Source organism: Alistipes communis (genome assembly GCF_006542665.1).
GTDB lineage: Bacteria > Bacteroidota > Bacteroidia > Bacteroidales > Rikenellaceae > Alistipes > Alistipes communis.
Genome location: NZ_AP019735.1, coordinates 1,085,399 through 1,101,196, shown reverse-complemented (window position 1 = coordinate 1,101,196; position 15,798 = coordinate 1,085,399). Strand labels below are relative to the sequence as shown.

General features: G+C 58.2%; 10 protein-coding genes and 1 tRNA gene. All 11 read right to left on the bottom strand.

The genetic code is table 11. The features are described 5' to 3' along the window. Positions 1 to 3: 3 nt before the first annotated feature. The 11 genes from FMF02_RS04405 to FMF02_RS13640 all read right to left on the bottom strand — a co-directional run bounded on the left by FMF02_RS04405 (position 4) and on the right by FMF02_RS13640 (position 15,700). Positions 4 to 372: a hypothetical protein gene (locus FMF02_RS04405; RefSeq protein ID WP_141412335.1), complete on the bottom strand. Its 369-nt coding sequence runs from the start codon at positions 370 to 372 to the stop codon at positions 4 to 6. A 317-nt stretch (positions 373 to 689) separates the two neighbouring features. Then, positions 690 to 2,051: an Ig-like domain-containing protein gene (locus FMF02_RS04400; RefSeq protein ID WP_019130941.1), complete on the bottom strand. Its 1,362-nt coding sequence runs from the start codon at positions 2,049 to 2,051 to the stop codon at positions 690 to 692. A 19-nt stretch (positions 2,052 to 2,070) separates the two neighbouring features. After that, entirely contained in the window at positions 2,071 to 3,384 is a 1,314-nt protein-coding gene (locus tag FMF02_RS04395; protein ID WP_141412334.1) for a BACON domain-containing protein, read from the bottom strand. A gap of 28 nt (positions 3,385 to 3,412) precedes the next feature. Beyond that, positions 3,413 to 5,200: a RagB/SusD family nutrient uptake outer membrane protein gene (locus FMF02_RS04390; protein ID WP_141412333.1), complete on the bottom strand. Its 1,788-nt coding sequence runs from the start codon at positions 5,198 to 5,200 to the stop codon at positions 3,413 to 3,415. Positions 5,201 to 5,219: 19 nt separating this feature from the next. After that, complete coding sequence (locus tag FMF02_RS04385; protein ID WP_141412332.1) at positions 5,220 to 8,786, bottom strand: SusC/RagA family TonB-linked outer membrane protein; 3,567 nt, start codon at positions 8,784 to 8,786, stop codon at positions 5,220 to 5,222. Between the two features lie 114 nt (positions 8,787 to 8,900). Then, a complete protein-coding gene (locus tag FMF02_RS04380) occupies positions 8,901 to 9,932 on the bottom strand; it encodes a FecR family protein (protein ID WP_141412331.1) in 1,032 nt (343 codons plus the stop codon). 69 nt (positions 9,933 to 10,001) lie between these two features. Next, complete coding sequence (locus FMF02_RS04375; protein ID WP_019130946.1) at positions 10,002 to 10,601, bottom strand: RNA polymerase sigma factor; 600 nt, start codon at positions 10,599 to 10,601, stop codon at positions 10,002 to 10,004. Between the two features lie 269 nt (positions 10,602 to 10,870). Beyond that, positions 10,871 to 10,955 (bottom strand) — tRNA-Leu (locus tag FMF02_RS04370). Positions 10,956 to 11,242: 287 nt separating this feature from the next. Further along, entirely contained in the window at positions 11,243 to 12,121 is an 879-nt protein-coding gene (locus FMF02_RS04365) for a DUF4249 domain-containing protein (RefSeq protein WP_141412330.1), read from the bottom strand. Between the two features lie 7 nt (positions 12,122 to 12,128). Continuing rightward, entirely contained in the window at positions 12,129 to 14,249 is a 2,121-nt protein-coding gene (locus tag FMF02_RS04360) for a TonB-dependent receptor plug domain-containing protein (protein WP_162502270.1), read from the bottom strand. Between the two features lie 65 nt (positions 14,250 to 14,314). Beyond that, positions 14,315 to 15,700 carry a hypothetical protein gene (locus FMF02_RS13640; protein ID WP_019130949.1) on the bottom strand — a complete coding sequence of 462 codons (1,386 nt, stop codon included), beginning with the start codon at positions 15,698 to 15,700 and terminating at the stop codon, positions 14,315 to 14,317. Positions 15,701 to 15,798 lie beyond the last annotated feature (98 nt).

The window sequence follows — 15,798 nt, the reverse complement described above, 5'->3', positions numbered from 1 at the left end:
GCTTCATGTCCGGCATACGGGAGATTTTGTCGCCGCAATAGGTGCGGAATCCTCCCGGTCGTAGTAGGGGTCTGCCACTTCGAGAATGACGCTCGGCGGCATCGTGTCTTCGCCGTGCCCGAAGCGGAGTGCTGCACAGACCTCGCCGCCGTCGACGGCCTCCTGCGCACTGCCGAGCAGCTGCCGCATCAGCGGCTTGGCCATGTCGATCGACAGCCCGCGGCTGGGCGCCGAGTTCATTTTGGGCAGGTATTCCCGCAGGTTGGCCACGCGCCACAGGGCGAACCGCTCCTCTTCGGTGAAATAGTCGTAGAACGACAGCCCGAATTCGGTATCGGGCGTGATCGCCGCCAGTGAATAGAGGACGGCCATGAAGACACGCGGGTCGGGGATCGCGGCGGAGCAATTCGCGGATGCAGACCTGCTGTGCGGCGTGTATGCCGAATGGGAGGCACGAGGAGAGAGGGAAGCGTATTTTTCATGCCGAGTGGATGGTTGGGATCGGAGGGATCATCGTTCGTGATCGCATGCTTTGGTGGATTGTTTGGCCCGAAAAGTTTTCGTGTTCGCGGTTCCGTGACGATTCTGTCGGGCGAAACGAAATACATTCGGGACTTCGGTCCGGTCGAAAAACGTGGACGGCCGGCTTTGCGTCACGCAGAGCCGGCCGTCACCATGCAGGTTTGGAATCACTGCTTTTTCACGCAGTCGTATACCAGAATGTTGGCGTACCGGTTGCTCGACGATCCGTCACGGCATGCCATTCCCAGATAGAGTTTGCCCTCCTTGACTTTGATGCATTCGCCTTCGGCGTAACCTGTTTGCGTGAAGCCTTCGGAGGCCAGTCCGTTCACATCGGAGATAGCGGCTACCTCGGTGCGTGGTACGACGATTCGGCCGTTGTAGTTGAACACGGTGACATAGGCCTTCGATTGATAGGTACCGGGATCATCCGAATTCTCGACGGCATTTCCTTCGTAGAAATAGATGTAGTCGCCGTTGATTTCGTGTCCCTGATGCGAATAGGAGTAGACGTCGTGCTCCTTGTCTGTACCTGAGGAGAACGAGAAATTGCCCAGTACGCGGCAGTCGTTCAAATCGTGTCCCATGATCTTGCGTTCGACGGTCTGCTTCTCGCCGTCGCCCGTACCTCCGCCTACGGTGACCGATACGGTCATCTCCTTGAGTGGAAGGGCCAGCACTTCGTCGAGGTCGAAAATCCAGAAATGGCGCACGCCCGATTTACGCGAACCCACCAGCAATCGGCGTGCATCGAAATCGACGGCCACCTGTTGATCGTACTGCTGTTCCTTGTTCAGAAAGAAGGTATCGCCGGCATAGCCGTCTGCTTCGTTCGTTCCGGGTACAAACTCCACGCGCGAGAACGACCAGTTGTTGCCGTATTCGCCGCTGTCGTCGACCGAGGCATTGCTGTTGAGCCAAATGTAAGTCTTTCCGTCTGAGGCTTTCTCGGCGACGATCTGCGTGCCGTGGCCGAAATGTTTGAGGATCATCACTTCGTCCTGGGCGTTCTGGTTGGGGCCTGCTGCCCGACAGATATTGAGCGTGTAGGCGTTGCTGCCGACCTGTGAGTAGTAGATCTCGCCGTTCGGGAGGATGTCGAAACCCTGTAAAATGCGGCGGGGTGCATACAGCAGGACGTTCTTGCTGTGAACGATGTCCGATGAGAGCGGAGCCGCGAGAGCCTGCGAAGGATCCCAAACTTGTTCTGCGTTCAGCGTTACGGAACATTTGGCCGAGTAACTGCCGTAGCGTGCCGTGACGAGGGCGGCGCCGTAACCTGTGCCTGTGACGAGTCCTCGTTCGTCGACCGCCGCCACCGCCTCGTTGGAACTGCTCCATTTGATTGGTACGCCGGCGTCGGCAGGTCGGGTCGTGGCTTCCAGTTGAAAGGTTTCGCCGGGTTGGAGTGTAAGTTCCGTGCGATTGAGTTTGAGCGAGGTAATTTGTGCCGGACTATCGTCCGTACAACCGATGTTCGACGCCGTCGTCGTTAATAGGAGCAGCGTCGCAATGATCTGTTTTTTCATGCTATTCGTTGTTTTTCGATTACTCGACTACGGAAACCGACCATGTCTTTGCCAGACGGTTCGAACCTCCTCCGCCCGTCGTGATGGTGTTGTTCTGTGTGATACGGATGTTGGCCGAGACCCGCAAGCGGATGTAGAGGTTGCCGTTGGGAATATCCACTTCGACGGGGAACGTGCAGTCGAACGAACATGCCGCGTCGTCGGGGAATTTCGGTACGTCGCAAGCCTGCACGTGATAGATGGCCTCGACCGGCTTCTCCTTGATGGTGAAGGTCTCCGTCTTCGCGCCGTCGGCCTGATGCCATGTCAGGCCGTCAGCCGAGTATTCGAGCAGGAAGAACGCTGCGGCCGAACCCGATCCGCCGAAGCAGCCTTTCGCATTGAGGACGGTGCCCGAAGCGACGTATTTGACCGGAATGGTCATCAGCCAATAGTCGTTGTAATAGAGACCTTTGATGTAAGCATGGCCGTTGTTGTAGCCCCATGAGTTCAGTGCTGTCGCGGTTTTGCCTTCGGCTTCGACGACCGTGATGGTGGCCGAACCGACATCGGAGTTGAGCGTATGTTTGTCGGTCGTCCACTCGGGCTGACGCTTTTGCAGATCCGTTTTTTCGGGATCGCCGCCCATGATTTCGCTGAAACGCCACTGTACGGGCAGTCCTTCGACGGGCATTTCGCTGACGGAGTAGACCTTGGCGCGCACCTCGCCGATCGGCTGATCGTCGACGCTCACGGCGAAGGTGGCGTATCCGGGTTTCGTCGGCGTACCCTCGATGTCGAGCGCCAGCGTTGCGCCGCCGTTGGTCAGTTCGAACGAGGTGCCGGCTACCGACAACCCGTCGCAGTCGCCGCTGGGCGTGCATTTCACCGCAATCGTCTCGTCGCCGTAGGCGTTGGAGTAGGTGAACCGGATGCTGGCTTCCGACGCTTCGCCCTCGATGAGATTTCCGTCAAGCGTCGGTGTGCCGTAGATGATCGCTCCGTTGGCTTGTGTCACCGTAATCGGATATTGTACGCCGTTGCATTCCAAGTAGAGCGTTGCTGTGCGTTCGGCCGAGCGGTTGTGCGTGGCCGAAACGGTGATCCATTCGAATTCGCCCGTACCGACGCCCTCCGAAGGAGTCGTCGAGAGCCACTGGGCATCTTCGGGTACGACCGAGCGCCATGCGCCGTTGCAACGCAGCGTGATGCGCTGCGAAGAGGCCAGATTGCTCGAAAACTGGATGACATCGGTTTCGCGAACGAGGTAACTCCCTTCGTCGTCCTTGCACCCGACGGCCAGTACGCAATAACTTGCGGTCAGCAGCAAGGTCCATTTATTGATTCGTTTCATGGTGATATTCGTGGTGTTTGGTACGTTATTATTTTTCCCATCCGTAGTTCTGTCCCAGTGCGGGGTTGTCGTTGAGTGCTGTCGTCGGTATGGGGCGCACATATTTTTTATCGTCCCACTTGCGCGTCATGCGGATGTAGCACTCGATGTAACCACTGTCGCCGTCGGTCAGCGAGAAATCGTCGCCCAGCACGCGATAGGTGATGCCGGCCTGCGGGCGTTCGGGCTCCTTGCGCACGAAGCAGACGTCGTCCTTCCCGTCGCCGTCCATATCGTATGCTTTGTCCAGCTCGCCTACATAGACGCCGTACCAGGGCCGTTCGGCCAGTTTGCCCATACCCCAACGCATATCATCGTCCCAGCGGACGTTTTCCAATATCAATTCGCAGCCGCGTTCGCGGCGAATTTCGAGCAATGCGTTGTCGGTGACGGTACCGAGGAAATATTCGATCATGTAGGGATCGGCCGTAGCAGGCATCGTTCCGTCGACACCGGCGCGTTCGCGCAGAGGTTTGATCGTCTCGTTCCAGACTGTTTCGTCGAATTCGTCCAACTCGCATTTCGCTTCGGCGTAGGTCAGCAGGATTTCGGCGTAACGAATAATCGGGATCGACGTGGAGCAGGGCGAGGTGTTGCTGTCGAGACTCGTGTCGTCGATCACCCATTTGATCGGCTGGTAGCCTGTCACGCAGTAGCCGAAATCGGGGGCATAGCGGGTATCCGTTCCGTTGTTCTTGCGAGTGTAGCCTGGGTAGCGGACGGTTTGCATCAGGCGGTAGTCGCGATTCTCGAACTCGTCGATGAATGCGGTCTTTTCATAGCCGGGTTTGTCGGTGAAACGCGAACCGTCGAGGTTGAGATAGGTATTGATGAACTGTTTGGTCAGCGAGTAGCTGCCGTACTGTTGCACGATGAAGTTGGAGTTGAGGTTGTGTGTCGCGTTCAATTCGGCATTGTAGACGCGGGCCCAGATTACCTCTTGCGTGAAGACGGATTCGCTCGTGAAGAGCTTCCGGTACTGCGTCGAAACGTTGGCCGGATCGGAGACCAGCGAATACTTTTTGCTGGTCATCAGTTCGTTGCAGGCACTCACGGCTGCACGCAGATAGGTCTCCGCTTCGTCCGCCGTCCATGGTTTCCCTGTCGAGGGATCGTTCGCGTGATATTTTCGGAAGGTGCCTTCATAGAGGCAGATACGGGCTTTGAGTGCCAATGCGACGTATCGGGTGATCTGCACGGAGTTGACTTCCAGAGCCGAACTCGATGTGCAGTACGTGCTGGCGAATTCGATGTCTTCGAGTACCTTGCGCATCACGTATTCGCGACTGTCGCGAGGCTTGTAAAGCGCCTCGTGGTCGTTGGAATCGATCGTCGAATCGTACCAGGGCACTGCCCCGAAAGTCTTGACCTTGTTCCAATAGAAATAGGCACGCCAGAAACGGGCGACGCCCTCGTAGTGAGCGAGCGTTGTCTCGCTGACGGCCGCCTGTCGGAAGTTGTCGAGAAAATAGTTGATGTTGCGCAGATCCTCCCAATCGCTCGTTCCCCAGCCCGACTGGTCGTCGGCATCAAAGTTGTCCGTGAGGAACTGGTATTCGCCGCGCCATGCTAGGCAGTCGGTACGGGCGTCGCCCGTGGCCACGGAGGCGGCGGTAGGACTCATCGTTTGCAGAAAGCCGTTGACGTAGGTTTGCAGATCGGTTTCGTTGCGGAAATAGCTCGGCGCGTCGATTTTGTTGGGATCCTCCTTCGAGAGAAAATCCTCGCAGGAACCGAAGAGCGCGACGCTCGCCAAGAGCATGAATATCTTTTTCATCGTTCGTATTTTTTGCAGGTTAGAAGGAAAGGTTGACTCCCAGTGTCACGGTACGCAGCATCGGATAACTGTAACCGTCGCCTTCGGAGGTGCGGAAATCCGAGTCTCCGGCGTTGATCACTTCGGGATCGTAGTTGTCGCAGTGTTCGAACATGGGCGAATAGGTCCATAGGTTCTCGCCCGACACCCATACTTTTAACCCTTTGATGTGTAGTTTCTTGCAGATGCGATCGGGGAAGGTATAGTCGACCGTGATGTTTTTCAGCCGGATATACGACACATCCTGCATATAGCGGTCGTTGTTGATCGTCAGCGGACGGTTGACCGATGACTGGTGGGTCTGGTAGGTCGTGTAGCGGGGCCAATAGGCCGTGTCCCAGTTGTCGAGCTCTTCGCGATAGACCTTGTCGCCCGTGTGCTGTTTGAGCATGTAGCCGAACGGACGGTTGTACTGGCCCCAGAAGAATCCCGAGTCGTAACGCGGATACCAATCCTTTTTGCCGACGCCTTGCCAGAAGGTCGAGATGCCGATACCGTTCCAGTTGAATCCCAGATTGATGCCATAGCAGTAACGGGGTGTTTCGTTGCCGATGACGGTAAGATCGCCCGGATCAGCGGTCGTGTAGGCGCCCCGATCGATTTTACCGTCCTGATTCAGGTCGGCGAATTTGACTTGTCCCGGTCGGGTCACCTTGTCGAGCGTTTGCAAGAACGACTGCTCGGCGTGCGAGTCGATGTCTTCCTGATCGCGGAAAAGACCTTCTACGCGGTAGCCCCAGATTTCGCCCAGCTCCTTGCCTTCGTAGTAATCGCCCAGTGCGCCCGTCGGGTTGATGTATTCGGTCACCCATGTGCGGGCATCCCATACCATCGCTTTGACGTTGTAGCTGAAAGCCTTGCCGCCCAGTTCGAAACTGTCGCGCCAACCGACCGAGAGTTCCCAGCCGTTGGTTTTGAGCGAAGCGTTGTTGCCTTTGGGTGCGTCGGTGCCGTAAACGGAGGGCAGGCTCACGCCGACGGTGTACATGTCGGTGGTATAGCGACGGTACCAGTCGAATCCGATCGACAACCGGTTGCGGAACAGATCCATGTCGAAGCCTACGTCGTAGGTGGTCGCCGTCTCCCACGTCAGCGAGAGCGGAATGGCTCCGGGAGCCGTCGTATAGGAGCCCAGTGCGTCGCCGATGACGACCGTCGAGGTTTTGATGGTCATGTAGTCGATGTATTTGTAGGGGTCGATGTTGCCATTGCCCATCGAACCGGCCGAGAGACGTATCTTGAAATTGTCGAGCCAGTTGCGCGACCACTCCATGAATTTCTCTTCCGACAGGCGCCAGCCGATCGAAGCCGAGGGGAAGAAGCCCCATTTCGAGTTTTCGGGGAATTTCGAAGAGCCGTCGTAGCGGCAACTGAATTCAGCCAGATATTTGCCTTGATAGCCGTAGTTGGCACGGAAGAAGGCGCCCACGTAACTCCAGTCGTATCCCGAAACGACGGGATCGCTGGTAAGACCGTCCATCAGACCGAAACTCGGTTTCGAGGGTACGGTCAGCCCTTCGCGCTTGATGGTCGTTCCGCGGTATTTCTTCGTTTCGAGGTTCCAGCCGGCGAGCAGCTTGAGCGTATGGTCGTCGCCGAGTTTCGGCGTGTATTCTCCGTAAATGTTGCTCGACAGGTAGTTCGTGTCCTGGCGCAGATTTTCCAGCGTACTGCCTTGACTTTCGTTAACCGTGATCGGAGTGTCGGGGCCTCGGTAACCGGTATACATGTTGGTCACACGCTCGCGTTTGTTGCGGGCGAAAAGGTAGGAGAGATCGCCCGATATTTTCAGTACGTCCTTCACCACGTCGATCTCGATGCCCAGTTTGTCTTTCATGGTGAATTTGTCGTCCTGCTGGTAGCTCGATCCTTCGGCGAAGCCTGCGTAACCGTTCAGTACGGCGGCATAAGTCCACGTCCCGTCGGGGTTGGTGATGGGGTTGATCGGCTGTCCTCCGTGTTCGATCATGCGCTGCGGAAGTTGGAGACTGTAATAGAGCATCGGTTGGTGGTAGTCCACCACCGTGAAATCCATGTTGTTATTCAACCGCAGCCAGGGACGGATGCGGATGTTGCCTTTGGCGCGGACGTTGTACTGTTTATAACGTTCGTCGCCCACGCGGTAAATGCCGTCCTGATCGTAGAAACGGCCCGATACATAATAGTCCGCATTCTGATTGCCGCCCGATACGCTGATATTGTGCTCGTGCGAGTAGTTGAAATCCTTGTAGAAAGCGTCCATCCAGTCGGTGTTGGCGAAGTATTCGTACTGATTCTTGTCGTTGATGCGCACGCGTTCGAGCGACGGATCGGTGCTGCGGCGTGCCAGTTCCTTGTACCAGCTATCGGAATAGGGGGCGATGTTGTTGATGTAGGATGGCAGCGGATTCTGTCCGTTGTAATAGCCGTTCCATGCGTTTATATAGCCGGTCGTCCATTCGTAGCCGTCGGTTACCAGCTGTGGCTTGACCGTGCGCGCGTGAAGCGAAAAACTGCCGTTGTAAGTGACTTTCGTTTCGCCCTCTTCGGCCGATTTGGTCGTTACCAGAATCACTCCGAATGCGCCGCGTGCTCCGTAGATCGCAGCCGACGAGGCATCTTTGAGCACCGAGACGCTGGCGATGTCCTGAGGGTTGACCGTTTCCAGGTCGCCTTCCACGCCGTCGATGAGCACCAGTGCCCCGCCACCCGAACCGATCGAACCGGTACCGCGGATGTTGATCGTTGCTGCACGCGAGGGTTTGCCGTCGCGCATCGAGATGTTGAGGTTGGGAATGGCGCCTTGCAGCGACCGCGAGATGCTCGGATTCGAACGTTCGGAGAAAACCTTGCTGTCGACTTGATCGACGGCGCCGACCAGATCGCGACGCTTCACTGTACCGTAGCCGACTACTACTACTTCGTCGAGCATCTGTTTGTCCTCTTTCAGAACGACGTCGATGCGGGTCTGCGTGCCTACGCGCCATTCGGCTGAACCGTAACCCAAATAGGTGAATTGGAGCACGTCGTCGTCCGCAACGGCGATCGAATAGATTCCGTCGATATCGGTCGACGTCCCTTGCGTAGTGCCTTTCACCAATACGTTCACGCCGACGAGGGGTTCGCCTTCTTCATTGACCACGCGCCCTGTCACGACCGGCTTACGGTTGGCGGAGGGAGAGGGGGCGGGGCCTGTCGACGTGTTTTTTTTCGACGAGGGTATGGCGGTGAGAGCCACCACGTGATCCTTGATCTTCCAGGAGATGCCCGTGTCGTAGAACAGCGTATTGAGCATCTCTTCGAGTGAAGCGTCTTGGATGACGACATGCACGTCGGAGAGCGTCCGTTTGCCGAGCGAGGTTTCGTAGGAGAAGACCACTCCTGTCTGCTCGGTGAATGCCGAGACCACTTCGCGCAGCGATGCGCTGCTGAACGACAAGTTCAGGTTGAGACGCTGGTCGGCGAGTAACTCGCCCCTTGCACCGAGCGACGCCGACGGCAATGCAGCCAACCCGACGCACAGAAGCATCCGACACCATCCCGTCAGGGATAAACCGATTTTTTTCATGGATGAGTAGTGATTAGGTTGTTAGTATGAAAGTTTGTATGAGTTTGGGCAATCGTCTGTTCCTGTTCCCTTGCGGTAGCCGACAGGGATCGCAACCGATTCCGGCGCGCGGATTCAGTCGGAATCGGGATACCGCAGGATTTCGAAGCGTGTGCCTGAGATGAATTGTAACAATTCGATCACGTCTTCGATCGGGGTGTCTTTCTGAAAACTGAAATTGTAGTTGGCATCGGGTGCATCGTCGTCGACCAGACGCAGTTTCACGCCGTAGAGCTCCTCGATGCGGTCGGCGATTTGCCGGAGCGGAACGCCGTCGAGTGTGATGATACCGTAGCTCAGGGCCAGATGATCTCCGACGGGGACCTCCTTGATTTCGAGTTGTTCGTCCTGCGTATCGTAGATGGCGCGCTGGCCGGGGTGCAACCGGATCAGATTGCTGCCGTCGGCGCGCTGCAATGATACGGCGCCTTCGGCCAGCGTCGTCTCGGCCATGTGGTCGCCGCGCAGCGATCGGACGCTGAAAACCGTACCGAGCACGCGCACGCGCAGATTGGGAGTAACGACGTCGAATGGATGCTTGGCGTCGTGCTCGACGTCGAAATAGGCTTCGCCGTCGAGATGTACGCGGCGTTCGTCGGTGGGAAATGTCTCGTCGTAGCAGAGCGTCGATCCGGGTGTAAGCCAGATGTCGGAGCCATCGGGCATCGCTACGTGCATGATTGTCGTGTCGGCATTGAAGTAAGTGATCGGCGCGGGCATCAGGGCGGTACGCCATGCGAACATACCGGTCAGGGCCACGACTGCGACGACCGCAGCCGTTCGGAGCAGGGAGTGTATACGAATGTGTCCGAAAAGGTTCGAGAGACGATGGGGCCGTTGCGCCGTGCAGGGAGCGTTTTCGAGCGCATCGATCCGACTGTTGAGTCGGTTGAGCGAACGGATGAAACGCGCCGGACCGTAGAGGGTCGAACGCCACTTTGCGAATCGTTGTCGGACGGCGCGTAGTTCGGCAACTTCGCACCGGTGTTTTTCACTGGTTGCTAACCACTGCGACAGTTCCTGTTCCTCTTCGGAAGTAGCTGTCCCGTCGAAATATTTCCAAATGATCCGTTCGTCGAACGGATGTTGCGAGTCTTCGTTTTTCACGGTCGTGCGTATTGACTTTCCGATTATAATACACACGAGTCGGGGAAAGCACCTATTCGTCGACCGCTTTTATTGTCCCAAGATGTAAATCGTCAACAGCAAAAACATTTTCAGATGGCCCAGTTTGCCGCGTAATTGCCGCAACGCATTGTTGATATGATTCTCGACGGTCGAAACGCTGATATTCAGCCGCTCCGAGATCTCTCTGTTCGACAGCCCCTCGAAATGGCTCATACGGAATACTTCGCGGCATTTCGGCGAGAGCGTTTCGACGACTGCGTCGAGTTCGTCGGCGATCTGCCGTGCGTAAAGATTCCTGATAATTTCGTTTTCGTCGGGGTCGTAATAGGTGCAGAGTTGCTGTTCGATTTGCAGTTTTGTCTGCGACCGGTAGGACGAGGCATAGTTTTTCGACCGTAGTACGTTGAGCGCGGTGCGGTAGACCGCACGCAAAAGATAGCCGCGCAGCGAACCGTCGTTGCGCAGTTTGTCGCGGCCGACCCAGATGCGGACGAAAACCTCCTGTACGACGTCATCCGCGTTTTCGTCGCCGACGATGAGCTCCGCATAATTGACTAATGGTGCCCAGAATATGCCGTAGAGTTCGTTGAAAGCCGTGCGTTCGCCCTTCTTCAATCGTTCGATCAGTATCGATTCCTCTGCCTTCATTGGTCTAAAATCCTTACAAATATAATACTATTCCGCCATACTGCAAGAGGGGAGGGACTCTTCGCGGGACGGCGGGAGCACCGTTGTTTTGATCGGGGCGGCGGTTTCGGCCAAAGGGGGCGCCGAAACAGTATACCTGTCGATGGTGGAATCGGGATTCGGACTCGAAGGAGTGCAGTTGCGGATTGTCGGGAAAGGGCGTTCGGAACGGATACGGGATTTTCACGGGGATCGAAAAAAATATCCTGCTGACGAATCAGCAGGATATCTGGTGCCCAGGACAGGAATCGAACCTGCACGCCTTGCGGCACACGCACCTGAAACGTGCGCGTCTACCTATTCCGCCACCTGGGCATGGGTACGCACCTTGTTGGTTTGCGTGGTGCAAAGGTAATACTTTTTTGGAAACTTCCGCTATTTTCCGCGAAAAAAATTGACGGTCTGCAATAATCTCCTGCCGTTTGCCGGTTCAAGGCTGCGGTAGAGCGTGTCTGCGCTCGTCAGCGGGCATCGGCGAACGGCGGTCGGTCGCTGCCGTCCGCCGGTGCGGAGGGGTCTGCGGGGGTGTGCTTCCGCGAAGGGAGCGGCGGATTTCTCGGATCGTTTGCTCCAAACCGCGTACAGGGACGAACTCGTTCGAGCTATGCCGGCGGAAAAACGGTCGTTTCTTTGCAATCGTTTTTCTGTGGCATCGTAATGCGGTAGTAGGAGCTGCCGTATCCGCTCCAAATGCCGCGGGCGTCGCCCTTGATGTTCGACGGGAGGTTTTCGTAGGCCGGAAAGACGGGGTTCATGGCGTTGAGCATCTCGTTTTCGAGCCGGCTCCAAAAATTGAATGTCGGGGAGGAGATATGGCTGAAACGGACGTCGACCGTCTCGCCGGGCCGGAAATACTGTTTGTAATCCTTGATTTTGAGGTATTGGAGCGGCCGGTTGACGGTCAGCGTCACCGAACCGCCGTTGTCGAGCACCGAGTCGTCGACCACGCCCATCAGTGCAGGGGAGTAGGCGCCGGGATCCGTCGTGCGGCACTCGGCGAAGTAGGCGTTCTTGGCCGGAGGATCGTCGAAGAGGGCTTGCAGCGTGAAGAGCGAGTCGCAGACCGGTTCGGCGCGCAGTTCCCGCAGGGGGATCGGTTCGGGGACGGTCGTGACGGCCGTGCAGGTTCGTCCCCGATAGTCGACCGTGAGCGTATAGGTGCCGCCTGTGCGGCCGTGCAGGCGTGCCGATCGGTAGACGAAGCGGGTCGGATAGTTGCGGTCGTAGTAGCCCGTAAGGATTTCGCTCTGTCCGTCGTCGGAGGTGACGGTCACCTTCGCATAGCGGACGACGGCCGCTTCGAGCGTCTGTTCGGTAATGACATCCAGAAAAGGAAGGTTCTCGGAGAGCATCACCTCGGCCGGCCCGCCGGCTTCGATTCTCCCTTCGACTACCAGCTGACGATGGTATTCCGTATCGGTCGAGACCTTGCCCAGGCAGCTGCCCAGCAGCGTAAACAGCAGGATGACGGATCGTTTCACGGTGCGTTCAGAATTTGAAAATCCAACTTACGGAGGGGATGACGGTGTAGAGGTAATGCCGACGCGGATGGATCTGGTATTCGTGCTTCTCTTCGTCGACGAGCACCGGCCACGAGATGTAGAGCGGGTTGCGGTGGGCGTAGAGGTTGAAGAGGGAGAGATTGATGCCGCTGCGCCACGGTTTCCGCCGCAGCCAGTAGGTGACCGACAGGTCGAGCCGGTGGTAATCCGGCAGGCGGGCGCCGTTGTAGGAGCCGTGTCCGCGGACGAACGAACCGCCGGCGATGTAGAGGTCGCGCGTCGGGGTATAGGCGCCGCCCGAAGCGTAGACGAAGACCGTCGACAACTCCCAGCGTTCGCCCGGCATGTAACTCGCCGCAAGCGAGAGGTCGTGCCGCCGGTCGAGCGAAGCGGGGAAGGGCAGTCCGTTGTTGAGGGCGGCGAATTGACGCACCGATTTCCCCAGCGTGTAGCTGATCCATCCGTTGAATTTCCGACCGGCGTAAGAGACCATGAACTCCATGCCGTAGGCTTCGCCGTCGCCCGAATGGAGGTACTGTTCCAGTTCGTAACGGTTGTTGACCATACCCGTGAGCGGCGCGTTGTACTCCAATACGCGGTACATGCGCTGGTAATAGGCCTCGGCCGAGAAGTTGAGCCGCCCGCCGGCCGCTTCGGCGAAGTAGCCGAGCGCCGCATGATGGGTATGCTGCGGCGGCGTGCGTCGGGTCGGCGCCATCCAGAAGTCGGTGGAGAAGCTGATGTTCGACGAGGGGACTTTGTGGATGTACTGCGTGATGTAGTTGTAGGAGGCCCGCAGCCGGCTGCCGCGTGCGACCTGCCAGTCGAGCGAGAGGCTCGGCTGGGGCGAGGCGTGGCGGTAGGAGGCGATTCGCCCGTCTCCTTGCAGGAGATAGAACCCGTAGCGCAGTGCGGCGTCGCACGTGAGGCTGTGCGTCAGCGGAATCGTTGCGGCCAGGAAGGGCGCCAATTCGTGCGTGTCGTAGCGAGGCCCCCGTCCGGCGTCGGCGATCCCTCCGTAGTCGGAGGCGATGTGCTGCGGGCGGATGCGGCGGTAGGCATATTGCAGACCTGCGGCCAGTTGCAGGCGGCCGATGTGCCAACGGGTGCTGTGTTTGTATCCCAGGTCGCCGATCGACGAGGGCGCTTGGGCCGAAATACCCGTCGTGGAGGCGGTCAGACGGGTGTCGAGACGCGAATAGTAGAGTGCGTTCTCCATGTGCGTCGTGGGCGAAAGTTCGCTGCGCAGCGTGGCCGACGAGACGGAGGCATACCATTGCAGCCGCCCGCCGAGCAACCCTTCGTTGTAGGTGATGTGCGTGCGGTCGTCGCCGTAGTGGCTGTTGACGATCAGTTTGTTATGGTCATCGATCTGCCATGCGAGCGTGGCGTCGTAATCTTGGAGCCGGTAATTCAGGTCGTCTTCGCCTTTCGGCGAAAGGGCGCCGATGAGCCATCCCGTGTAAGAGCGGCGTCCCGAGAGAAACAGCGCCGCGCGGTCTGTGAGCGGAGCCGTGACGGTCGCCTGCGAGGCGATGATTCCCAGGTCGCCTTCGACGCCCCATCGGACGCCGGTCTCTTCGCGGCTCTGCACGACGACCGTCGCGGGCTGCATGGCCGTTTCGATGCGTCCGCCGCCCGTCTTGGAGAGCTCGAACGAAGCCACCTGTCCGGGATTGAAGACCGAAAAGAATCCCAGCAGATGCGCATGGGCGTAGAGCGGTGCCTGATTCAGCAGGATGAGGTTCTGACCGGCGTCGTTGCCGCGCACGTAGAGTCCGCTGTTTCCCTCGGCGGCGGTCTGCACGCCCGGCATGAGTTGCAGAATGCGCATCGGGTCGATGCTTCCCGCGAAGCGCGGCAGTGCGCTGCTGTTGCGCATCAGCAGCCGGAACCGTCCTTCGGCGATGCTTCCCAGCGGCGAGGGAGGACGCTGCGTCCCGATCACGACGCCGTCGAGCCGGTAGTCGCGCGAGATGCTGTCGGCCGGCATTCGGGGTGCAGCCGGATCGGGCGCGGACACGGCGTTCCGTTCCTGTGCTTCGGAAAGCAGGAACAGCCCGCAGAGCGCGGCGGTGAGCAGCAGTCGGGTCAGCGTATTCGTCATAACGGGCAAAAGAAGAGGGACGCGGCACGAGCCGTTCCCTCTTCTTTGTTGGCGGGGTTCAGGGTTTATTTCCCGTCGATGAGGTCCATGTAGGCGTCGGCCAGATCTTCGAACGTTTTGGTGAGCGAGTCGAATCCGGTTTCCACATACTCCTCGATAGCGATCTTCGAGCCGTCGGCGAATTCCAGCACCGGTTCGATGTCGTAACGGGTGACGACTTGGTTGTCGCCGGTCTGCGTGTCGGGATTCCAGACGTAGATGTAATCCTTGTAGGAGTAGCTCTGCATCTTGACGTCGGCCATCGTCGAGTTGTCGGCCGTGTAGGCGAGTTTCGCCTTGGCATTGGTGTTGTAGGCGTCGGCCTCCTGCTGCGAACCTGTCGCCGTACTGGTGTCGGCGATCGCGTTCACCTGCTGAATGATCTTGGCGATGTCGCCCGAAAGGGTGAGTTTGAGTCCCATCACCGTCACGTAGCCTTCGCCCGTCTTGACATGATCGACGATGTGATCTTCGGGATCGATGTAGGTGTCGGTGTCGTCGATGACGCCGTCGCCGTTCCAGTCGTACTCCTCCTCGACGATCCAGTTGTCTGGGTCGGTCAGGCCGTCGCATACCATTTTAGCATAGGCGTCGACGATCTGCGTACCGTTCTTCGTGAACGAGGCGTTGGCCGTCACCTGCTTCGGGTCGGCGTTCACCTTGGCCGCAGCCACATAGCCGCCGTTGAGCGTCACCGTCACTTCGGGGGCGAGCGTCAGGCCGTCGGCCGAAACGTTGCTCTTGCCCACGACGCTCAGCTCTTCGTGGCCGGCGACTTTGAGCGACAGGTTCCAATCCTGCGGAATGACGATCGCATAGCCGTCCACGCGGGTGTATTCCACACCGCCCGCCGAATAGGTGAAGAGCGCCTCCGACTGCGTGCCGGCCGCGTCGGCCCATGTCAGGCGGTATTGGTTCGCCAATTCGCCCTTCTTGACGGGTTCGCCGTCTTCGATCACGTAGTCGCCCGCCCATTCGTCGAGCGTGTACTTTTCGGTGGTCGTCGCGCGGACGATCAGCGAAGTGAGCGCATGGACGTCGGGCCCTGCGGCGACCGCTGCCAGCGACTTGGCCGTTGCGACCGCATACGTCTTCGGAGCGGGTGAGGGGGCTACGTCCTCGTCATCGAATGCGAGCAGCTCTTCGAGAGCCGTGAGCGATTCGATGGCCGCTTTGCTGTCTTCGGGGTTGAACTGGGCGGCTACCTCCTTGCCGATCGTTTCGAGTTTGGCCTTGTGCTGCTCGGGTGTGATTTCGGGATTTCCGGGCTCGGGTTCAGGTCCGGTTCCTCCTCCGTCGCCGCCGTTGCCGCCGCCGCCCTGTTCCGTGCCGTCGTCGGTATTGCTGTCGCCGCACGAGATGGGACCCGTTGCGAGACAGAAAAGCGCCAGACAAAGTAAGATCTTTTTCATGGTCTACGTGTGTTTATGCGTTAACTAAACTGTTTGTGCGCACAAAGATACGCAAAATCCCCCCCCCGCAAATTTTGGCGGGATTTTTTTGCAGGGAC